We start from the raw sequence: 24,649 nt of genomic DNA on the forward strand, positions 1-24,649 counted from the left end.
CTATCCTTCACGCTTTGGTGATTGCTCATCACGTGTCATCGTATTTTGAGTGGTAAGCGGATGAAGCTCTTTCTTGTCTTTCAAAAAGTAAGTGTGCAACAGTTTTACATCAGCAACACGTTGCCAATAATCGTCTTTATGCAACAATTCGAACAAAAGAGGCATCAGTTTTTTTATCCACTTGTAACAAGCAGTTCGCCATCGAAGTGATAGGCAGTCGTCACACATCGTTTCAAGCAGTGTATTGACCACTCGTAAGTGTGCACGCTTGGTTTGCTCAACACTACCGAAAGACTTTGCTCGCTCAAGGCCAAGATAAACATATATATTGATAGTATTAGCTTCTGGCATTTGTTGTTCAGCCTTAACCGCTAACTCTAAAGATGAAAAAGTAAGTTGTTCCAAAGCGAATCCTCCCCAACACTTAAATGATAATGATTATCATTTACGTTATGCTATTTTAGAGTAATGTTCAAGTGATTATTAGGATGTGTTGAGTCATCCTGCGAAGACAAGATCTAAGCTAGCGAGGCGGATCCACTTTATCAGTCGTGCTGCTATTCAAACGGAACCAGCCAGCTATAGAGTATCGGTCACGCGTGGCCGCTTTCACCTCGTGCTCAAACTCCTCACTTAAAAAAACAGCGAGAGTGCCAAATTCAGGAGAAACGCTTCGGCCAACCGTGTCGCCAGTGTTTTCGTAAATCACCAGCTCACCCCCATCAGATTTTGACCATTCTGGGTTTAAATATGTAACCAATGAAAGCACTCGATTTGCCTCGCCCTTGAAAGCGTCAAGGTGACGCTTATAAAAGTGCCCGGGTGCATAATGGGCAAAGTGACTCTCGAAAGAGAACAAGCCTAAAAACAAGCGCCTGTTCAGATAAACTTGTAGTGCTTGAGTCCATTGCAACCAAAGCGCGCCAGCAGGACTATCCCCGTGAATCCATGCTTTATAAGATCTTGGGCTATTCTCTCAAATAGTGCATCAAACGGAGATTCACTGTGGCCTAGGGTAAGGCTCTGTAGGGCTTGCATTTATGCATTCGTTAATAATAAAAAGGATCAGCGCGGTATACGCTAGTTAGACTTAGAGCGCAATATAAATCGTTACACGTATTTAGAAAGCGATTGATGTTCACAAGTAAAACGCGTCAGGTAAATCATTGCCTTAGACTAAAACTTTGGTTGCAGCGTAGGTATTTCTCGTATATTTTTTAGCATCACGGATTAAGGTTATCCCTAATGAAATATTCATTACTACTTTGTGCCATTACTATGAGCTTTTGTTTCGCTTCACCCGCTAAATCGAATGATAGGAAAAAGATAAGGCTTGCTGTTTTCAATGTGAGTATGGAAGCAAGCAATTACGTAGAAAGAGGGCAAGAGCCGCAAGGTAACGAGCTCTCTAAGCACCTGCAAAGTGGTCAGCATTCCCAAATCAAAAATATTGCTGAAATTATTCAGGGCATCCGTCCAGATATCATACTTCTCAACGAGTTCGACTACAGCGCAAATGCGCCACAAGATATAGCATGGTTTATCGAGAACTACCTTAACCAAGCACATGCAGGCCTTGACAGTATTGACTACCCCTACGCTTATTCCGCACCGGTCAACACTGGTGTCGATTCTGGCCTTGATTTAGACCGAGACGGTGTTGCTAGCGGTGTTCGTCAGGACGCTTTTGGCTTTGGCTTATACCCTGGTCATTATGGTATGGCCATTCTCAGCAAGTATCCAATTAAGACACAAGACGTTCGAACTTTTCAGTACTTTTTGTGGAAGGATATGCCAGGCAACCTTTTGAATGATGTCATTAATGAGGATGGTAGCCACTACTATAGTGAAGAAGCGAGAGATATCTTACGTTTATCGTCTAAATCTCATTGGGACGTACCGATCCAAATAGGTGACAAGACAATTCACCTATTGGCAAGTCACCCTACGCCGCCTTCTTTTGATGGATTTGAAGATAGAAATGGAAAACGCAATCACGACGAGATCCGATTTTGGGTAGACTACATCACTGGGTCCACAAAAGCGTCTTACATTACCGACGACCAAGGTAAACAGGGAGGCCTTACAGGTGACCATTTTATTGTGGCTGGCGATCTGAATTCATCACCGAATGAAGGCAGTAGTATAAAGCGCGGCATTATTGATTTATTAAACCACCCCCTAGTTAATGACTCGAAAGCACCGACAAGTGAGGGTGGAGAGCAACACTCTCCGGACAACCCTTACTCTGCATCACACACCGCAGCGTGGAGAAGCCGAGTTGATTATGTTTTACCGTCTACTGGTCTGAACGTTTACGATAGCGGCGTATTTTGGCCTAAGCGCGAGGATCCACTCTTTCGCTTAGTCGAGGACAGGAAAAGCTCTTCTGATCACCGTCTTGTTTGGATAGATCTAATGCTAGACTAGGGAGTGGAGCGTAGGTAAATGCCGAAAAATCAAGCTCGCAAGAACTGAGAACCAAAGTTTTCACGTTCCCACGAGACCCAATAGAACTATTGCAAACTACTCGTTGTCAGCGGCGTCTTGAACTGCTTCACCTGCAGCTTCAATGTCTTTACCTGCACCTTCTATAGTTGCGCAGCCTGCAGATAGTAGAAGCAATAATACGCTACTGACGATGCCTAATGTTTTCATTGTCTTATTCATTTTATGGTCCTTTTATTTTGCGATTAATAAACTGGGTTTGTGCAGTGACTTTCCACTGCGCTTCAAACTTTAGTAAGCGTAATGCCAGAAAGATACCAAGATTTAACCTTCTGTTTTATATTGCTTTTTACTTCAGGAGGGCAAAGTAATTTGTAATTTATACACGGTAACAGGTAAGTTCGTCTCATTTTTACCGAGTAAAATGCAGTGTTTGATTATTGCGCTCATTCCATCACGCCCAAAAAACCATAAGCAATTGATTATATTGAACTTTTAGAAATAGCTTATGGTCCACGGATTATTCCAATTATTGGCTTAAGTATTGCTGATACATCAGATATCAAGTACATGAGTGATCAAGTACTTGAGTCATCAATTAAATAAGTAGTAATAAACGAGTCGTCTGATCATCAAGGTTGATGTGTTCGAACTTTGGACAGAGCATTTGATGGCAGGCACAAAACGTATACATAAATATTAGGGATCTACATGCAAACCAAGGGTAAAACATTCATCGGTCAACATCTTCGAAACACCGTACTTTCAGTTTCAGCTTTAATCATCGCATTCAGTTCATCACTTGCAATTGCAGAGCAGCAAAATACAAATACCCAAAAAGCGTCAATAGAGTATATGACGGGGACTTCGGACATGCATGGAATGCGCATCGCATATCGTCCAGACATTAAGCATACTTTTGATCTCCCCTTAATTGGAGAAACAAACCTTGAGTGGGAAGCGAGTCTTAATCTTTTTGATATACATGGCAGCGCAAAGAACGAAGCGACCTATGGCCTATCTTTATCACCAGTATTCCTGAAAAGTATTCCTAGCTTCTCAGAGCGCTACCCACTGGCAGTCGAATTTGGTATTGGCGTAGCATATGTTCATGAAGAAAAGTTTGGTGGGGTTAATATCGGAAGTTATTATCAATTCGAGGATAGAATTGGGTTGGTCATGAGTATAAACGAAGAGGAAACAGCGCAAGTTGCGTTACGCTACATTCATTATTCTAATGGTGGATTCAATACAAAAAACCCTGGGCTAGATTTTATCACCTTGGCCTATCTGCATTCGTTCTAGCTATGCACTTTATATCCTCACCGGCATTACAGACATAGCAGTCTGTAATGCGTCTCAAAGTCATATCGGTCTTCGTTACATCTTTTTACCTATGAATCTTAAGACCTTGCTTTTACCATCGTGAAACTTACCTTCAAGCAGCTTCACTTCGCACTCTTCTAACAATAATTGGGTGAATTCGGGGAAATCACGCTTTATTAACTCTGTTGTAAAAAGCATATCGGTATCTTTTGGACCACCAGCCTTTGGGTTTGAACGCTGGAACTCCTCATGACCTAACGCAAAAGCTTCTAAACAAATGAAGCCGCCGGGCTTTACTGTTTTCGCAATTTTGCGATGGTATTCGTGAAGATGACTAGAAGGAAAATGTGCAAAAACAAGCGCGACTGCATCGTACTCGCTATCTTTCAATGCAATATCACTCATATCTAATACTTGATAATCTATACTTACTTTTTCGCGTTGAGCAAGCGCTAGCGCCTTTTTCTTACCCTCTTCGCTGATATCAAATGCAAACACACTCAAGCCGATTTTAGCTGCATAAACAGCGTTTCTTCCTTCACCTTCGGCAGGCAGTAGGATATTGCCGCGAGGCTGATAAGTGTCTAAAAACTGCTTAAGAAACGCGTTTGGCGCTTCACCGTATGCATACTCTTCAGCGGCATAGCGCTCATTCCACATTTGTTTCATAGTGCCTCTTGTTGTTTTCCCAGTTCATTCATAAAGCATAGATTAATTCACAAAAAAGCCCGCAGAATTTTGCGTTCTGCGGGCTTTTATCATTTACATATTGCAACATTGCGAAAGCGTTTGCTACAAGCTGAATGCAATCAAATTGATTACATCATGCCGCCCATACCACCCATTCCGCCCATGCCGCCCATATCAGGCATTGCAGGTGCATCTTCTTTAGGTAGCTCAGCAACCATCGCTTCAGTTGTAATCATTAAGCTAGCGATAGAGGCTGCAAATTGAAGTGCTGAACGAGTTACTTTAGTTGGATCTAGGATACCCATCTCCAACATATCGCCGTAAGTATCGTTACCAGCGTTGTATCCGTAGTTTCCTGAACCGTTCTTAACAGCGTTGGTCACAACTGATGCTTCTGCACCGGCGTTAGAAGCGATTTGACGTAAAGGCGCTTCCATTGCACGAAGTGCTAGTTTAATACCTAGCGTTTGGTCTTCGTTGTCGCCAGTCAGTTCAGCTAGTTTTGCTGCAGCTCGCACCAATGCAACACCACCACCAGGGACAACACCTTCTTCAACGGCTGCGCGTGTTGCATGCAATGCATCTTCAACACGAGCTTTCTTCTCTTTCATTTCAACTTCAGTTGCTGCGCCAACTTTAATTACCGCAACACCACCTGAAAGCTTAGCTAAACGCTCTTGTAGCTTTTCTTTGTCGTAGTCAGAAGTTGATTCTTCAATTTGTGCACGAATTTGATTACAACGACCTTCGATACCGTCTTGCTCGCCAGCACCATCTACAATAGTCGTATTGTCTTTAGTGATAACAACGCGTTTTGCTGTGCCTAAATCTTCAAGTTGAACTTTTTCAAGCTCAAGACCAATCTCTTCGGAAATGACCGTACCGCCAGTTAGTGTAGCGATATCTTGAAGCATTGCTTTACGACGGTCACCGAAACCAGGTGCTTTAACCGCTGCTACTTTCACAATGCCGCGCATGTTGTTCACAACTAAAGTGGCTAATGCTTCGCCTTCTAGGTCTTCAGCGATGATAAGCAAAGGTTTGTTAGCTTTTGCGACAGCTTCTAGTGTTGGTAACAACTCACGAATGCTGCTGATTTTTTTATCAACTAACAAGATGAATGGCGCTTCAAGTTCAACTAAACCGCTTTCCTGGTTATTGATGAAGTACGGAGAAAGGTAACCACGGTCGAACTGCATACCTTCAACAACGTCCAACTCATTTTGCAGAGCCTGACCTTCTTCAACAGTAATAACACCCTCTTTACCCACTTTGTCCATTGCTTCAGCAATGATTTGACCGACAACTTCGTCAGAGTTAGCAGAGATAGTACCAACTTGGGCTATCGCTTTAGAGTCAGCACACTCAGTGGATAGCGCTTTAAGTTCTTCAACCGCTGCAATAACCGCTTTGTCGATACCGCGCTTAAGATCCATTGGGTTCATACCCGCAGCAACTGATTTCAAGCCTTCAGTTACGATAGCTTGTGCTAGAACGGTTGCAGTAGTTGTTCCGTCACCGGCTTCATCATTGGCTTTAGAAGCAACTTCTTTCACCATTTGAGCGCCCATATTCTCGAATTTATCTTCTAATTCGATTTCTTTAGCAACTGAAACACCATCTTTAGTAATGGTTGGAGAACCAAATGACTTATCCAAAACAACATTACGACCTTTTGGCCCTAACGTTACTTTTACTGCATTAGCTAAAACATTTACGCCGTTAAGCATTTTGTTGCGAGCATCAATACCAAAACGTACTTCTTTCGCTGACATAATTATCTTCCTCTATATTTGTTTCTATGGTTTGGTTGTTTGCTAAAAACAACCGACCTAAATCACTGTATTTTGTTTACTGAGTCTTACTCAACAATTGCCAAGATGTCGCTTTCACTTAGGATAAGCACTTCTTCACCTTCTAGCTTTTCAGTTTTCACGCCGTAGCCTTCACTGAAAATTACTAGGTCGCCTACTTTTACGTCTAAGGCTTTTACGTCGCCGTTTTCTAAAACGCGACCATTGCCGACAGCGATAACTTTACCGCGAGTTGATTTTTCAGCAGCAGAGCCAGTCAGTACGATCCCGCCAGCTGATTTGCTTTCTTGTTCTTCGCGTTTGATGATTACGCGGTCATGTAAAGGACGAATTGCCATTTTCAAATCTCCTGAAAATTCCAATATTGGTAGTGTTAAGTTAAACATTCAGGCGCACCCGAATGCGTTTTTAGTGCTTGATTTTCAAGCCCTCGAACTGTGAGTTGCGAATTAAGTGGGGTTAAGCTTAAAGAACTCAAGGTCTTTTCAAAAAAAAAACCTAATTCAGACGATTTTTTGATTGTCTTCATTGTTCCGAGAATCGCTTGTTGACGGCTCACCTTGGGTTTTATCTTCATACTCTCCATCAATAACGTCGTCATCTTTATTCGCGTGCTCAAACGGAGAGCGGCCTTGCGATTGGAAGCCTTGTTGATGAAACGAGAATTGTCCCTGAACTTTTCCTGATTGCATAAACGATTTCACGATTGCAGCCGCAATGGGTGCGCGAGTAAAAGGGAGAGTGAAAAGAAGCCCCAGAATATCGGTAATAAAACCTGGCGTTACGAGCAGTACACCAGCGACGAGTAATAACAAGCCTTCACTTAACTCTTTACCCGGCATCTGCCCTTGAGCCATTTTGACTTGCACGTCTTGCAAGGTTGCGGTGCCCTCTCGGCGCACAAAGTAGGCGCCCAAAAATGCCGTGATCAGTACCAAAGCGAAGGTATTCCATCCCCCAATATTGTCGCTAACATTGATAAGCAGCATAATTTCCAGAATGGGGAGCACTGCAAATAATATAAATAATCGTCCGAACATGCTTTCTCCACTCAATTTAAGTCTGCGTTAATATTTTTAACGTATATCTAAGGATGTTGGGATACTCGACGCAAAAAAAAGGGGTCAGAGTTAATTTCCACATTTCTCCTAGTTTGAGCAGCTCTTTACCAATAGAAACCTTCAAACGGCAAGGATGCCGTTTGAGAGCGGGCAGGACGCCGAAAAGCGTGTTTCTATTGGTAAAGGGCTGCTTAAGTTTGAAAGAGAAATGTGGAAATTAACTCTGACCCCCTTTTTTGTGAAACGTATGCGAAAGAAGACGCGGTTACGGCGGGTCTTGTTGCATGCAACACCCATAACAATACATACTTGCACACAATTGGATAAAAGGTTTAAGCCAAATATGAAGTTTTTTCAGCAATTTAAAATGTCACTAAGGTCGTGGATACTTGTCGCAATGACAGCGGTAATGCTGTATCCACAGGCGTGTAACGCACAAATTGATGCCTCGCCTCAATCATTATTCCAAGATACCCCTACGTTTTTGAAAGTCGAACAGGCTTTTAAAATGGACTTCGAGCAACGCGGAAATGAGTTGGTCGTGAAATGGGACATTGCTGATGGCTACTATTTATATAAAAAACAATTCAATATCGATACTGAAGGTGCAGTGCTTGGACAACCCGTCTTTCCTCCTTCTGTAGAAATTGAAGATGAATACTTTGGCTTGTCTGAGGTGTTTAAGCAAGACATGGAAGTGGTTTATCCCATTACCCTAGCTGAAAATGATGCCGTCGTTAACATTCGCTACCAAGGCTGCGCAGAGGCTGGATTATGCTATCCACCTAAATCAAATGAGATTTTTCTTACCGCAGTAGCGAGCGGAAATAGCGAAGTTGCACAAACGAAAGCAGATCCATTACAGGCCTTATTTGAAGAGCAAGCTACTTTTTTGAAAGTTGAGGAGGCCTTTGGTTTCGAATATGAGCAGGTCGATGGCAAATTGCTTGTTCATTGGGATATCGCTGAAGGCTACTACCTGTACAAAAAACAATTTAAGACTGTGGTCAAAAATGCGGATATCGCAGAACCAATCTATCCAGAGTCGACGGAAATTGAAGACGAATTTTTCGGTGTGTCGGAAGTTTTCTTTGACGACATGACCGTCGAGTATTCAATTAATAGTGCTGAACAAGACGCCGTCTTCAAGCTTCGCTATCAAGGTTGTGCCACTGCGGGCTTGTGCTACCCACCGACGACCAAAGTCATTTATTTAAATGCTTATGGAAACGACAGTGGCGAAACGAACAACGCTTCAAGTGGAGCTAGCAATAGCAATGCACCGCAATCAGAACAGTTTGAGCTTGCCGATCGCCTTTTATCGAATGAAAGCTTGCTCATTACGCTGGGCTTATTTGTACTACTTGGTTTGGGCTTGGCCTTCACACCTTGCGTATTTCCCATGTATCCGATCTTATCCAGTATTATTGTTGGGGCTGGCAAAAATAAGCTCACCACATCTCGCGCCTTTTTCTTGTCGTTTGTTTACGTGCAAGGCATGGCTATTACGTACTCATTATTAGGCTTAGTCGTAGCATCAGCAGGTGTCCAATTTCAAGCAGCATTGCAGTCACCCGTAGTATTAATCGTATTCATTATTCTGTTTGTGGCGCTAGCGATAGCGATGTTTGGTGGTTATGAAATTCAGTTGCCATCAAAGTGGCAGGAAAAGCTTAACGGTGTGAGCAATAGTCAGAAAGCAGGCAACCCTGTCGGTGTGTTTATCATGGGTGTTATATCAGGCCTAGTTGCCTCGCCATGCACTACCGCCCCTCTCACAGCCATACTGTTAGTCATTGCCCAAAGTGGTGATCTCGTTCTTGGTTTCACAGCCCTCTATGCCTTAAGTTTAGGTATGGGTATTCCTCTTATATTATTTGGTATGAGCGGCGGTAAGCTACTACCAAAAGCGGGCCAGTGGATGAATGTAGTCAAAGTTAGCTTCGGCTTCATGATGCTAAGCGTGGCAATCTTGTTTGTTGAACGCTTCATTATTGCCGATTGGACTATGTTGTTATGGGTTGCCCTTGGTTTGGCCGCATTTACATATTGGTTTGTGGTTAACCAAGATACACAAACTACCTTCTTGAAAGGCATAAGAACGCTAATCATCATGATTGGACTCGTTTCGTCGATTGTGTTTGGTTTAAGTACAACAGCCAAACTCGGTTGGCATTCGCTTGCTTTCAACAGTGTCTCCGCAAGCACCGCCTCAGGCACGGATGGTGGCTCAAAGCTGAACGAAAAAGGCCACCCTGAGTTTGTGGTGGTTAAGAACTTAGAAGATTTGTTTGGAAAAGTAGCTGCCGCCAGCGCCGAAGGCAAATCAGTGATGGTCGACTTATACGCAGACTGGTGCGTCGCTTGTAAAGAGTTTGAAGCACGCACTTTTCCTGAGCCTGAGGTTATTAAAGCCCTTGAAAACACCGTATGGATGCAAATCGATCTAACCGATAACACCCCTGAAGGACTAGAATTTCAAGAGTATTTTGATATTACCGGATTACCAACCATACTTTTCTTTGACAAAAATGGGTATGAACTGCCTCGGTCTCGTGTAACCGGGTTCATGAAAGCCGAACCATTTGCACAACATGTTGAAAATTCACTGAATCAAGGCTAAATGTTTTCTGTTTCTGCACGATAACCTAAAGACCAGTGAACAATAAATAAACACCACTTCCGCGAGCCATATGACTCGCGGCATACGTGTCAAATTATTGGCGAAATCCGCCCTATATTTGTCGTTGATCCCATGTGATTTTAGGTTTATTTTGTATGAAAATAATAGTTGGAAAACCATGAGTAGCCTGTCTTTAAAAACTATCTCACTGATCGTGCCGATAGTTGCAGCCTCAGTTCTTTTTGTTTCTTTTGACCTTGCGTATATAGGTATTTTACTCAATAGCGTAGGGCTAATCGCGATCTTTCTTTTCTCGCAGGGAGCCAATTTGGGCTCAGATGCCGCGAATGACACAAATGACGCAGAAGCAAGCGCTTCGAACAAACTGAATCAATCCTTTGGTCATTTGGAGTCGCTAAAGCACGAGTTTGTGCCAACATTGTCTGAGTGTGAAAAGAACTTAAGTGACATATACAGTACTCAAGATGATGCTGTAACCACCTTAAGTACCAGTTTTACTACTTTACAAGATTTGGTTGAAGTGCAGACGAATACCATTCAGAAACTCATTCAGGCAGATGTGGACGAATTAGCTACCGATGATGGAAGCACCGAGATGTACAGCGAACGTATGCGTTCATTTGCTGACAACACTGCGGTAACACTGGACAAGTTCATTCAATCCACAGTAGAGATGTCGGCCTCCTCAATGGAACTTTTAGAAAGGGTGACGCAAATATACGAAAGCGTTCCCCAAGTCATGAAAGCACTCAAAGATATCGATAGTATTGCTGACCAGACCAACCTATTAGCATTGAATGCAGCAATAGAAGCCGCTCGCGCCGGTGAGCATGGCCGAGGATTCGCTGTAGTAGCCGACGAAGTTCGCTCTTTGTCTAATCGCTCTTCAGAATTCAGTGACGCTATTCAAGCCCGGCTAAAAAACATGACCCAACAAATTGAATCATTGACATCAGAAGTTGGCGAGCTGGCTTCTTACGATGTGAGCTACGTGATAGACGCTAAGAAAGAAATTAACGATGCACTCACCAGTATTATCAGGAAAGCGGAATCTGATTCAGAAGTCACTAGTGGCCTAGAGGAAACAGCCAGACAGCTTGAAGACTCTTTAGGAACTGCAATTAGAGGGCTTCAGTTTGGCGATATTAATGGACAAAACTTAGAATTTACTAGGCGTTCACTGGCCTTTATCCGCGAACACATAGAATCTTTATCATTGGATAATATCGACACAGTGACAGAAGAAATACACGAGTATTTAGAAGAAATGAAAGCGCGGAAGATGAACAATCACAACCCCGTTTCAGCCACCAGCATGGACGCCGGCGACATCGACTTATTTTAATGAGAGGCACACATGAGTGAAAAAGCATTGCAAATTCCTGAACGTTTTGATTTTGGTTATCACAAAGAGTTCACAGAGCAGTACCAACAAATACTTGAAGATAAAAGCGTCACGCGAATTGCTTTAGATTTCAGTCGTGTAGGTTATTTGGATAGTTCAGCCTTGGGTATGATGGTGCTATTTCAAAAGAAAGCCAAAAGCCAAAATATATCTGTGAGAATTCGTGGTGCCAAAGATAACGCCAAAGAAATTTTACAGATAGCCAATTTTGACCGTTTATTTGAAATTTCGTAAGAAGCCCACGCATGCGCATACTCATTATCGAGGACGACCCCTTATTTGCTGAAATATTGCAGGTGTTTTTGGAAGAGAAAGGGTGCAAAACAATTGTTGCTGATCACTTGCAAGCAGGCAAAGATCAGCTTCTGATTTCCGCCTTCGATTTTATTTTGCTCGACAACCACCTTCCAGATGGCGACGGTATCAATTTCGTTCCGTTTATTAAGGAGCTGCCGTACAAACTTCCGGTAATGATTATCACCGCCGAAGACAATCAAATTGTCATGTCTGAAGCGTTTGACAAAGGCGCTGACGACTTTTTGATCAAGCCAATAAGTGTCGATTTACTCTGGCATAAAATTAATCGATGTCGCGGCCTTTATGACAAAGAAGAAGAGGTCATTCAAAAAACCGCTCGCCTCGAAAAATTACTAAACCAACAAGAGCAAGAAGAAAGTTTAGCAAGATATGTTTATGAGCATGTTGCAGCATCACTCGTCAGTGAATCGGAGTGTATTGATACTTATATTCAATCCTCTAGCTCATTTAATGGCGATGTCTTTATTTGTGATACCGCACCAAACGGCAACCGCTTCGTTATCTTAGCTGATGCAACGGGGCATGGTCTGGCCGCGGCAATCAGCATATTGCCGCTTGTGGCAACGATTCGTGCAATGATTCGAAAAGGTTTGTCACTTGCACATATTGTACACGAGGCAAATAAAAAGCTTGCAGTGGAGCTACCTGATGACAAGTTTGTTGCCCTGATTGGTGTTGAAATTAATTTTCATAGACAACATTTACAATTATTCAACGGCGGCATGCCTGACGTCTTGGCGTTAAAAACTAATAAAGAGTTAGAGTTTTATCCGTCCACTTCGATGGCATTGGGTATTCTTGATCCTGAAGATTTTGATCCTGCAATAGTCACCATCCATACAGGCGCTATCAGAAACTTATTTTTCTTCAGTGACGGTTTGATTGAACAGCCTAACCCGCTAGGTGACCTTTTCGGCATGGACCGTTTAATCGACATTCTGACTCGTTATGATTCGAAAGAGCCCCTGGTCAGTCGGGTAGTAAATGAATTTACGGTCTTTAATGACTTAGGTGAGCTAGTAGACGATTTATCTATGTGCGACTTACAAGTCGAAGCGTTAATGGATAAACACTTATACGACGATAAGAAAAAAATGGTGGCCGCTACTGCAGGAAAAATAACCGCTTCCATCGAAATTGAAGGCGGATTGATCGCCAGCGCCGACATCGTAGGTTGTCTCGACAGTTTAATGCGCAATGTCGACATGGTGGGTGACTTGCGACAAAAAGCATTCACTGTTTTTGCAGAACTTATCAGTAATGGCTTAGATCACGGCATTCTGGATCTCGATTCAAAACTCAAAAATGACTTTGCTGGGTTTGCCGAATATATCGAGATGAAAGAAGAAAGATTAGCCAATATTGACGAAAAAGAAAAACTTAGCATGAAACTTGCTTTCACACCGGATACTGGCGAAATCGAATTCGATATCACAGATTCTGGCAACGGATTTGATATGAACAAAGATAAAGATGTCGACGAAGATGCGCTGTCCGGCAGAGGATTGGAATTAATCAATAAATTGTGCACAAACGTTGAAGTTATTGCACCCGGTAATAAAACTAAAGTTAACTTGAAGAGAGACTATTAACCAATGAGTAAACATATTTTGGTAGTAGATGATTCACCATCAATCCGTCAAATGGTACAGGTGACATTGAAGTCAGCTAAATACCAAGTGACAACAGCCGAAGATGGGCAAGCTGCACTCGACTTATGCAAGCGTATGCAATACGACTTCGTCATAACCGATCAGAACATGCCGCGAATGGATGGCCTAACGCTTATTAAGTCTTTAAGAAGCATGGCAACCTATCGTACAACACCTATTGTCGTTCTCACTACTGAGGCTAGCGATAGTATGAAAGCGCAGGGTCGCGCTGCTGGGGCCACCGGATGGATGGTAAAACCGTTTGACCCTCAAAAATTATTGAGCGTCGCGGCGAAAGTTCTACCTTAAGCAATCACTTAAGAAAAAAAGGCGACCTCAATGTCTGTAGACATGAGCCAATTTTTTGGCGTTTTCTTTGAAGAGAGTCAAGAGCATTTAGAAGAGATGGAACATCTATTGATGGAACTGTCACTAGATGAGCCTGATCCTGAAGATCTCAATAGTATATTCCGTGCAGCTCATTCTATTAAGGGTGGGAGTGGTGTTTTTGGTTTCGATGCCTTAACCGGCTTAACCCACGTGATGGAAAACATTCTCGATCTTGCTAGAAAAAACGAACTCGTCATTACTAAGCCTATTGTTGATCAGCTTCTTATCACTGTTGATACGCTCAAAAATATCCTTGAGTGTTATCAAAATGAAGATGACATTGATTGGGGTGCAATTGAGAAAGGGACAGTTGAATTAGAAGCACTGCTCAAGAGCGAAAATGCCCCTGAAAGCACAACGGAAGAGGACGATGGTTTTGGATTCTTCGATGTTCCTGTGCAAGATGATGATGATGATTTTGGCTTTTTTGAACCTCTACCCTCTGAAGAAAATACCGCTCAAATCGAAGAAAAAGGCTACGGTATTTATGCGGAAGAAGATGCATCCAACGCCGCGAAAGGTCCAGCTGATACCACAGATGATGATGGTTTTGGCTTTTTTGATGATGAACCTTTAGTTCAATCGGAAGACACACCAAACATTGAAACGCCCGACACTAATCAGCCAACTGTCGCAAAGAATACTCCCGAAGCTTCAGATTCAAATGATAAACCAGATAAGGCGACAGCCAGCAAACCAACGACAAAAAGAGCCGCAGATAAACGCCCAAGTAAAAAAACCGAAACAAAAGAGTCATCGTCAATTCGTGTCGATACCATGAAAATTGATTCGCTGGTGAACCTAGTTGGTGAGTTAGTCATTACACAATCAATGATCAAGATAGTTGGTCGCGACGTGCATGGTGAAGTGGAAGAAAAACTCGAAGGTGCGATTGGAGAGTTATCGCGAAATATTCGTGAAATTCAAGAAGCCGTTATGTCCATGCGCATGCTTCCCATGTCTTTTGCATTTAACCGCTTCCCAAGAGTTGTTCGTGACTTAGCTGACAAGCTAGGAAAAGATTTAGAATTAATTATCGAAGGCGGTGCTACCGAAATCGATAAAGGCATGATCGAGAAACTGGTCGATCCCCTTACCCATTTGATCAGAAACAGTGTTGACCATGGCGTTGAAATGCCCGATGTGAGGGAAGCTGCGGGCAAACCTAGAAAAGGCACTGTTGTGTTAAATGCCGAACAACGCGGTGGCAGCATTATTATCACGATCACTGATGATGGCGCGGGCCTCAATAGAGAACGTATTCTGGACAAGGCGATCACCAACGGCTTAGACGTTTCCCCAGATATGCCTGATAGCAAAGTATGGCAACTGATATTTGAACCCGGTTTTTCTACTGCTGAAGCTGTCACCGATGTATCCGGACGCGGCGTCGGTATGGATGTTGTCAGACGGAACATTGAATCAATTGGCGGTGCTGTAGAAATTGAATCAACGGCAGGTGAAGGATCCGTATTCAGAATTCGTTTACCACTCACATTGGCTATTGTTGATGGCATGTGTGTGTCTGTCACTGACCAAACCTTCGTTATTCCACTCACGAATATCATCGAGTCGATGCAACCAACAGCTGAGCAAATCAAGACTATCGGGAACGATCGCTTGTTATGGGTCCGCGAAGAATATTGGCCTTTGGTGCCCCTGCATGAGTTGATGCAAATTGACGGTGCAAACCCAGATCCCACTACGGCAATTGTTGTACTTGTCGAAACCGCGCGTAAGCGCTTCGGTTTATTAGTAGATGCCCTAGAGGGTCAACAACAAGTCGTTATTAAGAGTTTAGAACAACATTATAAACGTGTAGCAGGTGTCGCAGGCGCAACCATTATGGGAGATGGCGGTGTTGCCCTCATCTTAGATATAGAGTCCATTGCATCTGTTGTCACTATTCCACATCAATCGGAGGTGTCCGTTGTCAGCTAATCAAAAAGCCAACGACCTACAAATGTCTTCAGGTTCTCAGCAGGAGTTTCTTACCTTTGTATTAGGTGACGAAAACTATGCCTTGGACATTATGACGGTAAAAGAAATTCGCGGTTACGAAGCAGTAACCAAAATTGCTAACGCACCAGATTATATTAAAGGTGTGTTAAACCTTCGTGGCGACATAGTACCCATTATCGATTTACGAATTAAGTTCCAAGTCGGTGAAGCCACCTATGACGAATTTACTATTGTGATCATGTTAATGATTGGCGATAGAGTCGTTGGCATTGTAGTCGATGAAGTAAGTGATGTTATCAAAGTGGAAGATGACGATATAAGGCCTCCGCCTGAGTTTGGCGTTGCCTTCGACAGTGCATATTTGCACGGATTGACCACAATCAGCGAACAAATGATTATTCTGGTTAACATCCAAAAATTAATTTCAAGTGATGAACTTGGCCTATTTGATCCAGGCCAAAAAGCGGAGCATGAGTGATATGAAAATCTTTAATGTGTTTGATAACATCAAACTGCCAATCAAAATGTCAATTATTGCTCTGCTTGCGCTTGTCGGCTTAGCAATACCGACTTATTACTACACGCAACTTTCACTCGATGGTCAAGCCTCGGATGAAACAGAGCTATTGGGCATAACACCAGCTTCAGAAGTTGTCATGTTGAAAAAACTCTTAGCTGAGCACCGTGGAATGTCTGCTCGATTATTTGGTGGCGATGAGTCGGTCTCAAGCAACCTAAACACCAAAGCAAATGAAATAGATAGACAAATCACGCAAATACGAAATGACCTGAAAGAAGCTGGGGCGGACAGCACGGTTATTCGGGAACTAGACAATCTCGAAAGTGCTTGGGAAACAGTGCAATCTAAAGTGAATTCGAGACAGTACAATAAAAGTCAGTCTTTTGCCGAGCACTCAGCACTGTTATCTGATAGTGACGGTGTCATTTCAAACATACTGAAGTTTTTCTTATTAAGTTATGATCCTTCTGCCGCCAGTTACCACGTCATCATAGCGAATTTTGAAAATCTGCCACGCCTAGCGAATGCTTTGGGTAAAGTCAGAGGCTCAGCTTCTGGCGTATTGGCAAGTGGCACTATTACAGATGCCGAAATTGGGGTTATCAGAGGCTTTGTCAATTCCATAGATTCGCCATCGAGAGACTTTGACTACAACATGCTTTCAGCTTCAGATGCAGACGACAGATTGAATAGTCTTAGACAAACCAGCGCATCGATCAAAAGTGAAGTAGACAGTTTAGTCGCGTTAACTGAACGTGAAGTCTTGGTCGGCGGCACCTTGACTTACTCATCTGGTCGATTCTTCGATGAATATACAGCAACAATCAACCAGTTATATAAGCTACACAACACTAGTATTAGTCTGCTACGCACCATCATTGAAGAGCGCGTAGAAAATACGGCAGCAGAGCGCAGAACAACGCTTCTCACTATCGGTATTCTTTTCCTCATCAGTATGCTGATCGGATTTATCATTATTCGCTCAGTTAACTCCTCCGCTAGCAAGTTAATACATTCTTTCAAGAAAATTTCTACCGGTGACTACGACTTAACATTCAACGTTGATCGCAAAGATGAAATGGGTATTTTAGAACACGAGCTTTCGTCTTTAAATGAACAATTAAAAGAAGCTGCCTTAATCGCAATAGAAGCGAGTAAAGTCAAGCAGGCGCTTGACAAAAGCTCCATGTGTTTCATGATGTCGAATGCAGACCGTGAAATTGTCTACATGAATGACTCCGTGAAAAAACTAATGGAAGACAGTGAAGCGGAAATCCGTAAAACGCTTCCACAGTTCAATGCTGCCACCTTAATCGGTACGCGTATTGATAGCTTCCACCACAATCCTAAACATCAACATGCCGTACTTGACCAACTGACGGGCACACACAAGGCTCGCTTAGATCTTGGCGGTAAGTCATTTATGCTTGATATCAATCCCATTCGAGATGAAGAAGGCAATGATTTAGGTAATTCGGTTGAATGGGTAGATATGACAGAAATCTATGAAGAGGAGCGCCGCGTAGCCCGTGTACTCGAGGCACTAGATTCATCTTCAACGAATATCATGATCGCCGATGCAAACCGCGATATTATCTACATGAATCGTTCTCAATTAGCAATGCTAAAAGAGGCTGAGTCAGACTTGCGTAAAGTCATGCCTCACTTCGATACTAACGATATTCTCGGCAACAGCATAGATCGTTTCCATAAAGATCCATCTCACCAGAAAGCAGTTCTAGAGAAGATAACTGAAGCATTTGTGTCAGAAATTACTGTTGGGCGTCGCCACTTCCGCCTCACTGCCAACCCAATTGTATCGAAGGACAACGAACGCCTTGGCACAGTAGTCGAATGGTTAGACAGAACGAAAGAAGTCAACTCTGAAGTAGAAATAGCAGAGATGGTTGAAGCCAGTGTGCGCGGTGACTTTACCAAACGTATAAACGAAGAAGACAAAGACGGTTTCTTCTTAAACATGTCGAAAGGCCTAAATCAGTTGGTCAAAACGACTGAGGCTGGTTTGAATGAAGTGAGCAATGTCTTGTTAGCTATCTCAGAAGGTGACTTAACCAAACGTATTACGTCTGAATACGAAGGCACATTCAACGACCTGAAAAATTATAGCAACACCACCAGCGCTAACCTTGCAGATGTGATCAGTAAAATTCGAGAAGCATCTGATACTATCAATAATGCCTCGTCTGAAATCGCACAGGGCAACTCAGACCTGTCGACTCGAACTGAACAACAAGCTTCTAGCCTAGAAGAAACAGCGTCAAGTATGGAAGAAATTACCAGTACCGTGCGACTGAATGCTGAAAATGCTAACCAGGCAAATGGTTTAGCTTCACAGGCAGCACAAGTTGCGGGTAGCGGGGGTGATTTGATTCAAGAAGTCGTCCAAACAATGGCCTCTATCAATGAATCATCTAGAAAAATCTCTGACATCATTGGTGTGATTGATGGCATTGCTTTCCAAACTAATATTCTTGCCTTAAACGCGGCCGTTGAAGCCGCTAGAGCCGGAGAACAAGGTCGCGGATTCGCAGTAGTAGCCTCTGAAGTAAGAACCCTAGCACAACGCTCAGCGAACGCAGCAAAGGACATCAAAGATTTAATTTCTGACTCTGTTTCGAAAGTGGAAACCGGTAACAGTTTAGTTAATCAATCTGGTGACACCATGAAAGAAATTGTGGTTTCCATCCAACGCGTGAATGACATCATGAGCGAAATCGCAGCAGCTTCCGCCGAACAAGCGAGTGGCATTGACGAAGTGAGCAAAGCGGTCACACAAATGGATGAAATGACGCAACAGAACGCCGCACTTGTTGAAGAATCTGCAGCAGCAGCAGAAAGTATGCGGGCGCAGGCAGGTGAATTAACTGAGCGAGTAGGTACATTCCGCCTAGATCAAGAGGATCGTAGTTCAAGTAGCGCGATTGGTCATCGCAGTAGTATAGCTGAAGCACCAAGAGAGATGAAAAGTCCGTCGACGGCGGACCCTTTGTCTCGCCAGTTTGAAGAATTACCATCTGTGATGAGTACTTCTGAATCAAGAGAAGCAAGTCGCAAAGTGATTCCAACACAATCAGATGATGATGAGTGGGAAAGCTTCTAAGCAATGGCTATGACGGCTGAAAAAAAAGAGTTTGCTTTTAGTACCGCCGATTTTGAGGCGGTGCGCACTAAACTCAAGAAGCTTACTGGCATTAACTTAGCCGATAGCAAAGATAGTATGGTTTATAGCCGTCTTGCACGTCGCATTAGAGCCTTAAGGCAAGCTTCATTTCTTCAGTACCTGAACTACCTTGATAATCATCATCAAGAACAAGAGGAATTCGTTAATGCATTAACGACTAACCTGACTTCTTTTTTTCGTGAGAATCATCATTTCGAAGCATTAGAAGCACACTTGAAAAAACACCCCAAGTCCACCAAAATTTGGTGTGCAGCTAGCTCAACTGGCGAAGAGCCATACTCTATCGCGATGAGTGCTGTAAATGCTTTCGGCCGGTTTAACTGTCCTGTCGAAATTATTGCATCAGACATCGATAGCAAAGTTCTACATACTGCGAAACAAGGTGTGTATCGAATCGATCAGGTTAGAGACTTGAGTACCGAAATGAAGAAACGATATTTTCATCGAGGAAGAGGTAACCAGGACGGCAAAGTGCGTGTTGTATCTGAACTTCGCAATATGGTGCATTTTCAAAAGCTCAACTTGATGGACGATAGTTATTCAATCCCTAAAAATATAGATATCGTATTTTGTCGAAACGTCATGATTTACTTCGATAAACCTACGCAGTTAACGATTCTCCAGAAAATAATCAAACATATGGCACAAGACAGCTTATATATTGCTGGTCACTCTGAAAATTTTGCACATGTTAGCCAACTGCTTACACCCTTAGGTAAAACTATCTATAAGCCGAAGCGGGGCTAAAACATGAACATCTTTGATAACGAACACATCGCTCCAAACCGTTATTTTGATCGGAACTTCAATACTGATGCGGTAAAAATACTGCCCGGTGAATATTTCGCCACTAGCGAGAAAACAATGATTGTGACGGTATTGGGCAGCTGCGTATCCGCTTGTATTCGCGATCCCATTACTCGTATTGCTGGAATGAATCACTTTTTGCTACCAGCCAATGTTGATGAAGATAATTTTGTTTCTGAGTCCGCACGATATGGCGTGTATGCGATGGAAATTTTGATCAACCATATGCTCAAACTAGGAGCACAGAGAAATCGCCTAGAAGCTAAAATTTTTGGTGGTGCTAATGTACTTAGAGGCTTTTCTGCAGCCAATCGTGTAGGTGAAAAGAACTCATTATTTGTAAAAGAGTATTTGCAGGCAGAAAAAATTCGTATTACTGCCACCGACTTATTAGGTGAATTCCCACGCAAACTCTATTTGTTCCCCGAAACGGGTGAGGTCAAAGTGCGAAAACTGAAATCGATGCACAACACCACTATTATCGACCGTGAAAGCGAATACAAAGTTAAAATTAAACAAACCACCACCAAAGGTGGTGATGTTGATTTATTCTAGGACATAACATGACGGATATAAAAGTATTGGTTGTTGACGACTCAGCGCTCATTAGAAGCCTGTTGGGTGAAATTATTCATCAGGCGCCCGGCATGCAATTGGTAGGTGCTGCTCCTGATGCCTTTATGGCCAAAGACATGGTGATGGACCTGAAACCTGATGTGATTACTTTGGACATTGAAATGCCTAAAGTCGACGGTCTTACTTTCTTAGATCGACTGATGAAGGCTCGTCCAACGCCAGTATTAATGATTTCGACTTTAACCGAAAAAGGGGCTGATGCGACAATTAAATCGTTAGAATTAGGTGCAATTGATTTTATAGCAAAGCCAAAGATAGACGTAGCACGAGGCCTAAATAATTATCAACAAGAAATTGTCGATAAAATTAGGATTGCGGCAAAATCTACGCCAAGAACTCGGTCGAACATTTCAAAAACAAGTGTCAGCATTCCGATAAGCTATCAAGGTACTGAAACAGTGGTGGCTATCGGCGCATCTACAGGTGGTACAGAAGCGATCAGGGAAGTACTACAACAATTGTCTCCTGCGTTTCCTGCCACCATAGTAACCCAACATATGCCCCCCACTTTCACGAAGTCTTTCGCACAGCGTTTAAACTCACTATGCGCTATCAGTGTGAAAGAGGCAGAGGACGGCGAACGCATATTGCCAGGTAATGTCTATATTGCACCTGGCGATAAACATTTAACCTTAGCCCGCCATGGTGCCGATTACAGAATTAAACTAGATGACGGTCCACTCGTTTGTGGCCACAAACCTTCGGTTGATGTTATGTTCGCATCACTTGCGAAAACAGTAGGAAAGAACGCTGTTGCTACCGTGCTTACGGGTATGGGTAAAGATGGCGCGAAAGGTTTAGTCGCTTTGCGTGAAGCTGGCGCATTAACGATGGCGCAAGACGAAGCGAGCTGCGTCGTTTATGGTATGCCTAAAGCGGCGGTTGAACTTGGTGGCACTGAGCACGTTTTCCCACTAGATAAAATGAGCAAAGCGCTAAGCAAAGCAGTTGAAAAGAAAGGGGGCGGCACACGCTTATGACGAGAAAATCTTTACTTGGTTTCTCCCACCTTCTTTAGAGGCATAAAGCGCTTGATCAGCTTCATTGATAGCGTGAGGCAAGCTACTGTTGCCCGCTAAATCAACGATACCTGCACTAAATGTACATTTAAACCTTCGCCCTTTGGCCTCAAAGTCCATCTCGGAAAACGCTAATCGGATCTGATTTAACTTCACCAGAGCGTCGCTTGGTGTTGCACCGACAAACACGAGTAAGAATTCCTCACCACCATATCTTCCAATGTAGTCAGTCGTTCGTAATGAACGGCCCAAGAGTTGCCCCAAACCACTTAAGACTTTGTCTCCTGCAGAGTGGCCAAAAGTATCGTTCACCAGTTTGAAGTGGTCGATATCTAACATCGCAATCGACGCATCTGATTCTTGACGGCGGCTTAAACGGTAGCTATTTAATGCTGCTTCCATAATTTGGCCGTGATTGAGTACACCGGTTAGCGCATCTTTTGAAACAAAGTCTTTGACTGCAAGTGCACGACCCAAGCGAGTGATCAATTGCTTCACCACAAGCATTGGCGGCGTACTTTTTGAAATCACATCATCGGCGCCACAATTTAACGCTGCCAGCTTGGTTTCAAGCTGTTCATCGGCGGTTAAAAAGACGATGGGGGTGAAATCAAAGAGTTTTTGCTGACGAATAATTTTGGCGACTTCTAAGCCATTCACATCTGGCATGTTCATATCTAGCAAGAACAGGTCAGGGTAAAAGTCGTCGACTTTGTTAAACATATCCTCAACCGACGACGAGTAGTAAACCTCGCAATCAGCTTCTTCTAAGAGAGTTTGATAAAACTCCCCCATTGATTCTTGGTCATCAACAAAGATGACTCTGTAGGCGCGCGTTTTCTGTAAATGTAGTACGCGATTTATTTTTTCGATAATACCCAATATCGACATTGGCTTAACAATAAAATCGAGCACTCCTGCTCTAACCGCAGCAAGTCTCATTTCTAAGCTGAATAGAGACGAATATGAAACTACCTTCACACCTCGTTGAGTTAATTTCGATGCATAATCGAATACTTGCTCACTCGAGGTTTCAGGCATCATGATGTCGAGTAAAACCAAATCGGGTTGTTTAGTTTCAGCAGCCTTGTTAAATGCTTTGATACTATCAAAATAATCAACTTGGAAATTAAACTCTCCAATTAAGGCCGCGACGGCCATACCCGACGATTTTTCATCATCCACTATAACAATGTAAGGCTTACGAGCTTGCTTACCCGCTGTTTTAGTATTGTCTTTTGACTCCAACATATCGAAAGGCTTATCATTTTCAATAAGGAGTGGATTAGGATCTTGGTTTGAATTTGCAATCAACTCATTCATCAATGCGTCTACCATGACAATGAGCTCTTTCATATCGATCTTTTTAATAAGGGCACTTTCACAAGCACCATTAATGTCAGAAAGTATTTGTTGTAGCGTAAACAAAGTAAACGTCGCTACCGATTGCGCCAGCGCGTTCACGTTATAGCGAAAGGGCTCTAACAGAGCTAAGCTTTTTTGTTTCCTTGCCTCTGCCCACAACGAAATCAGAATTTTCATTTTCGTTTTGAACTTGGCATCAAACTGGGCGGGAAGTGTGATCTTTCATCTCCTACAGACGCTGTATAACTGTGTTAGCTTATACATACTACTTTAATTATTGAGTCGGTCACTAGTATTGATTATCTTTTATACTAAAGTTGACAATAAATCCGATAAGCATACGTTATACTAATGTTAAATGAAATAAAACGGTTTCGTTCTCGGTCTTATCCGCAAATGTCCTTTTAGTATATTCGCGAAGGGTCGATAAAATAATATGCAAGGATGCATGGGCAGTTATATCAGTATCGAAAGGTGACCATGTTTAATTTTTGCAGTTCTCCTCAATCTAGTCCTCGCACATACGATGAGCGTATACGTGCCTGAAAAAATACTCAACTCCCAAATTCAATCACTTGAGCGTGCCCTCGAACGAGAAAGAAGTGCGAGAAAGAACGCTGAAGACTTACTTCGTCAAAAAGCGATGGAAGTTTACGAGTTGAATGAGCGCCTGAATGTATCAACTGAACGTTTACGTCTTTCTCTCTGGGCGGGAAACGAGGCTGTATGGGAGTGGAATGCGCGGGAAAAATTGTTTCGTTTATATACGGCAATCACTGAAGATGAAGTGAAAATTCAGGAGCGAGGTTCACTAAAAGAAACTATTCGCGAACTGCACCCAGACTACCAGCAAGGCTTTCTTGACACTTGGGCCGCACACGAAAATCAGGAAAGTGAATATTTCAAATATAAAGCGCTGAGGATGTCTAAATCTAGGGGCGCTTATCGTTGGGTCTCAATGCGGGGACGCATTACTAAAAGAGACGAGCACGGAAAAGCAAAACACTTCATTGGTTTGTTCAGAGATATTCACCGCTCTGAACTTCGCAAAGAAACTTACAATACAATTGTTAGTGCATTCCTTCATTCCACAAGACCTGGTTTTATCGTTAATTTAAAAAGCATGCATATTGAGTGCAATGATTTATGCCTTAAGATCATCGATGTCGATAAAACGAATGCTAAGCAGCAAGATCTCAATGCAATATTACCTATAGAAGCGGTAATGAGTGCAATTGTTCAAGGCGAGATAAAATTCCCAGCTCAAATTAAATTGCTTGATGGTAGCAACGAAAGTGTCGGTATTTACCTATCAGAAATACCGGATCTAAACCAAGCCGACCCTCATGTCGTTGCTTTTTTCTCCCAAGCTCCCAATTAATAATATAAT

Annotated in this window: 21 protein-coding genes and 1 pseudogene; 14 read left to right on the forward strand and 8 right to left on the reverse strand. The window is 42.8% G+C overall.

The window, feature by feature from the left end; all coding sequences use genetic code 11:
- Together RM544_RS13720 and RM544_RS13725 are read right to left on the reverse strand one after the other, a co-directional pair.
- Entirely contained in the window at window positions 1–405 is a 405-nt protein-coding gene (locus RM544_RS13720; protein ID WP_311362378.1) for a hypothetical protein, read from the reverse strand.
- A 118-nt stretch (window positions 406–523) separates the two neighbouring features.
- A pseudogene (locus RM544_RS13725) lies at window positions 524–949 on the reverse strand (2OG-Fe(II) oxygenase); the annotation flags it as partial.
- A gap of 296 nt (window positions 950–1,245) precedes the next feature.
- Between RM544_RS13725 and RM544_RS13730 the strand changes: the two are divergent.
- Window positions 1,246–2,430, forward strand: coding sequence for an endonuclease/exonuclease/phosphatase family protein (locus tag RM544_RS13730; RefSeq protein WP_311362379.1), 1,185 nt, complete (start codon window positions 1,246–1,248; stop codon window positions 2,428–2,430).
- 96 nt (window positions 2,431–2,526) lie between these two features.
- Here RM544_RS13730 and RM544_RS13735 read toward each other — a convergent pair whose 3' ends face one another.
- Window positions 2,527–2,670 (reverse strand): entericidin A/B family lipoprotein, encoded by a 144-nt coding sequence (locus RM544_RS13735; protein WP_311362380.1) that lies wholly within the window; start codon window positions 2,668–2,670, stop codon window positions 2,527–2,529.
- A 489-nt stretch (window positions 2,671–3,159) separates the two neighbouring features.
- Between RM544_RS13735 and RM544_RS13740 the strand changes: the two genes are divergently transcribed.
- On the forward strand, window positions 3,160–3,753 hold the full coding sequence (locus tag RM544_RS13740) for an acyloxyacyl hydrolase (protein WP_311362381.1): 594 nt from the start codon (window positions 3,160–3,162) through the stop codon (window positions 3,751–3,753).
- 75 nt (window positions 3,754–3,828) lie between these two features.
- Here RM544_RS13740 and RM544_RS13745 read toward each other — a convergent pair whose 3' ends face one another.
- The 4 genes from RM544_RS13745 to RM544_RS13760 form a co-directional block, all read right to left on the reverse strand.
- Window positions 3,829–4,443, reverse strand: a complete 615-nt coding sequence (locus RM544_RS13745) for a class I SAM-dependent methyltransferase (RefSeq protein ID WP_311362382.1) — start codon at window positions 4,441–4,443, stop codon at window positions 3,829–3,831.
- Window positions 4,444–4,592: 149 nt separating this feature from the next.
- Window positions 4,593–6,239, reverse strand: coding sequence for a chaperonin GroEL (groL, locus tag RM544_RS13750; protein ID WP_311362383.1), 1,647 nt, complete (start codon window positions 6,237–6,239; stop codon window positions 4,593–4,595).
- 86 nt (window positions 6,240–6,325) lie between these two features.
- Window positions 6,326–6,616 (reverse strand): co-chaperone GroES, encoded by a 291-nt coding sequence (locus RM544_RS13755; protein WP_311362641.1) that lies wholly within the window; start codon window positions 6,614–6,616, stop codon window positions 6,326–6,328.
- Between the two features lie 165 nt (window positions 6,617–6,781).
- Entirely contained in the window at window positions 6,782–7,318 is a 537-nt protein-coding gene (locus tag RM544_RS13760) for an FxsA family protein (protein ID WP_311362384.1), read from the reverse strand.
- 364 nt (window positions 7,319–7,682) lie between these two features.
- On the opposite strand from RM544_RS13760, the gene RM544_RS13765 reads away from it, so the two are divergent.
- The 11 genes from RM544_RS13765 to RM544_RS13815 all read left to right on the forward strand — a co-directional run bounded on the left by RM544_RS13765 (window position 7,683) and on the right by RM544_RS13815 (window position 21,855).
- On the forward strand, window positions 7,683–9,962 hold the full coding sequence (locus RM544_RS13765; RefSeq protein WP_311362385.1) for a protein-disulfide reductase DsbD: 2,280 nt from the start codon (window positions 7,683–7,685) through the stop codon (window positions 9,960–9,962).
- Between the two features lie 178 nt (window positions 9,963–10,140).
- Window positions 10,141–11,328, forward strand: coding sequence for a methyl-accepting chemotaxis protein (locus RM544_RS13770; RefSeq protein WP_311362386.1), 1,188 nt, complete (start codon window positions 10,141–10,143; stop codon window positions 11,326–11,328).
- 12 nt (window positions 11,329–11,340) lie between these two features.
- Window positions 11,341–11,622 (forward strand): STAS domain-containing protein, encoded by a 282-nt coding sequence (locus tag RM544_RS13775; protein ID WP_311362387.1) that lies wholly within the window; start codon window positions 11,341–11,343, stop codon window positions 11,620–11,622.
- Window positions 11,623–11,633: 11 nt separating this feature from the next.
- Complete coding sequence (locus RM544_RS13780; protein ID WP_311362388.1) at window positions 11,634–13,298, forward strand: fused response regulator/phosphatase; 1,665 nt, start codon at window positions 11,634–11,636, stop codon at window positions 13,296–13,298.
- 3 nt (window positions 13,299–13,301) lie between these two features.
- The gene (locus RM544_RS13785; RefSeq protein ID WP_311362389.1) at window positions 13,302–13,667 is read left to right on the forward strand and encodes a response regulator; all 366 of its coding nucleotides are present in this window, start codon (window positions 13,302–13,304) and stop codon (window positions 13,665–13,667) included.
- A gap of 30 nt (window positions 13,668–13,697) precedes the next feature.
- Entirely contained in the window at window positions 13,698–15,689 is a 1,992-nt protein-coding gene (locus tag RM544_RS13790; RefSeq protein ID WP_311362390.1) for a chemotaxis protein CheA, read from the forward strand.
- A gap of 22 nt (window positions 15,690–15,711) precedes the next feature.
- Window positions 15,712–16,188, forward strand: a complete 477-nt coding sequence (locus RM544_RS13795; RefSeq protein ID WP_311362642.1) for a chemotaxis protein CheW — start codon at window positions 15,712–15,714, stop codon at window positions 16,186–16,188.
- Between the two features lie 997 nt (window positions 16,189–17,185).
- Window positions 17,186–19,351, forward strand: a complete 2,166-nt coding sequence (locus tag RM544_RS13800; RefSeq protein WP_432264490.1) for a methyl-accepting chemotaxis protein — start codon at window positions 17,186–17,188, stop codon at window positions 19,349–19,351.
- Between the two features lie 9 nt (window positions 19,352–19,360).
- On the forward strand, window positions 19,361–20,179 hold the full coding sequence (locus tag RM544_RS13805; RefSeq protein WP_311362391.1) for a CheR family methyltransferase: 819 nt from the start codon (window positions 19,361–19,363) through the stop codon (window positions 20,177–20,179).
- 3 nt (window positions 20,180–20,182) lie between these two features.
- Window positions 20,183–20,794, forward strand: coding sequence for a chemoreceptor glutamine deamidase CheD (cheD, locus tag RM544_RS13810; RefSeq protein WP_311362392.1), 612 nt, complete (start codon window positions 20,183–20,185; stop codon window positions 20,792–20,794).
- Between the two features lie 8 nt (window positions 20,795–20,802).
- The gene (locus tag RM544_RS13815; protein WP_311362393.1) at window positions 20,803–21,855 is read left to right on the forward strand and encodes a protein-glutamate methylesterase/protein-glutamine glutaminase; all 1,053 of its coding nucleotides are present in this window, start codon (window positions 20,803–20,805) and stop codon (window positions 21,853–21,855) included.
- On the opposite strand, the gene RM544_RS13820 is transcribed toward RM544_RS13815, so the two are convergent.
- Window positions 21,850–23,436 carry a GGDEF domain-containing response regulator gene (locus RM544_RS13820; RefSeq protein ID WP_311362394.1) on the reverse strand — a complete coding sequence of 529 codons (1,587 nt, stop codon included), beginning with the start codon at window positions 23,434–23,436 and terminating at the stop codon, window positions 21,850–21,852. The two genes, RM544_RS13815 and RM544_RS13820, sit on opposite strands and share 6 nt — an antisense overlap.
- 361 nt (window positions 23,437–23,797) lie before the next feature.
- Here RM544_RS13820 and RM544_RS13825 point away from each other — a divergent pair, with 361 nt between their 5' ends.
- Complete coding sequence (locus RM544_RS13825; protein ID WP_311362395.1) at window positions 23,798–24,640, forward strand: PAS domain-containing protein; 843 nt, start codon at window positions 23,798–23,800, stop codon at window positions 24,638–24,640.
- The last annotated feature ends 9 nt before the right edge of the window (window positions 24,641–24,649 follow it).

The organism is Brumicola blandensis (genome assembly GCF_031846165.1).
GTDB lineage: Bacteria > Pseudomonadota > Gammaproteobacteria > Enterobacterales > Alteromonadaceae > Glaciecola > Glaciecola blandensis.

Excerpts from the sequence above, each read along its gene's own strand:
- RM544_RS13805 (WP_311362391.1), top strand. The coding sequence starts at position 19,361 with ATGACGGCTGAAAAAAAAGAGTTTGCTTTTAGTACCGCCGATTTTGAG.
- groL (WP_311362383.1), bottom strand. The coding sequence starts at position 6,239 with ATGTCAGCGAAAGAAGTACGTTTTGGTATTGATGCTCGCAACAAAATG.
- RM544_RS13820 (WP_311362394.1), bottom strand. The coding sequence starts at position 23,436 with ATGAAAATTCTGATTTCGTTGTGGGCAGAGGCAAGGAAACAAAAAAGC.
- cheD (WP_311362392.1), top strand. The coding sequence starts at position 20,183 with ATGAACATCTTTGATAACGAACACATCGCTCCAAACCGTTATTTTGAT.
- RM544_RS13770 (WP_311362386.1), top strand. The coding sequence starts at position 10,141 with ATGAGTAGCCTGTCTTTAAAAACTATCTCACTGATCGTGCCGATAGTT.
- RM544_RS13735 (WP_311362380.1), bottom strand. The coding sequence starts at position 2,670 with ATGAATAAGACAATGAAAACATTAGGCATCGTCAGTAGCGTATTATTG.
- RM544_RS13790 (WP_311362390.1), top strand. The coding sequence starts at position 13,698 with ATGTCTGTAGACATGAGCCAATTTTTTGGCGTTTTCTTTGAAGAGAGT.
- RM544_RS13795 (WP_311362642.1), top strand. The coding sequence starts at position 15,712 with ATGTCTTCAGGTTCTCAGCAGGAGTTTCTTACCTTTGTATTAGGTGAC.
- RM544_RS13745 (WP_311362382.1), bottom strand. The coding sequence starts at position 4,443 with ATGAAACAAATGTGGAATGAGCGCTATGCCGCTGAAGAGTATGCATAC.
- RM544_RS13775 (WP_311362387.1), top strand. The coding sequence starts at position 11,341 with ATGAGTGAAAAAGCATTGCAAATTCCTGAACGTTTTGATTTTGGTTAT.
- RM544_RS13755 (WP_311362641.1), bottom strand. The coding sequence starts at position 6,616 with ATGGCAATTCGTCCTTTACATGACCGCGTAATCATCAAACGCGAAGAA.
- RM544_RS13730 (WP_311362379.1), top strand. The coding sequence starts at position 1,246 with ATGAAATATTCATTACTACTTTGTGCCATTACTATGAGCTTTTGTTTC.
- RM544_RS13765 (WP_311362385.1), top strand. The coding sequence starts at position 7,683 with ATGAAGTTTTTTCAGCAATTTAAAATGTCACTAAGGTCGTGGATACTT.
- RM544_RS13815 (WP_311362393.1), top strand. The coding sequence starts at position 20,803 with ATGACGGATATAAAAGTATTGGTTGTTGACGACTCAGCGCTCATTAGA.
- RM544_RS13780 (WP_311362388.1), top strand. The coding sequence starts at position 11,634 with ATGCGCATACTCATTATCGAGGACGACCCCTTATTTGCTGAAATATTG.
- RM544_RS13760 (WP_311362384.1), bottom strand. The coding sequence starts at position 7,318 with ATGTTCGGACGATTATTTATATTATTTGCAGTGCTCCCCATTCTGGAA.
- RM544_RS13785 (WP_311362389.1), top strand. The coding sequence starts at position 13,302 with ATGAGTAAACATATTTTGGTAGTAGATGATTCACCATCAATCCGTCAA.
- RM544_RS13740 (WP_311362381.1), top strand. The coding sequence starts at position 3,160 with ATGCAAACCAAGGGTAAAACATTCATCGGTCAACATCTTCGAAACACC.
- RM544_RS13800 (WP_432264490.1), top strand. The coding sequence starts at position 17,186 with ATGCTGATCGGATTTATCATTATTCGCTCAGTTAACTCCTCCGCTAGC.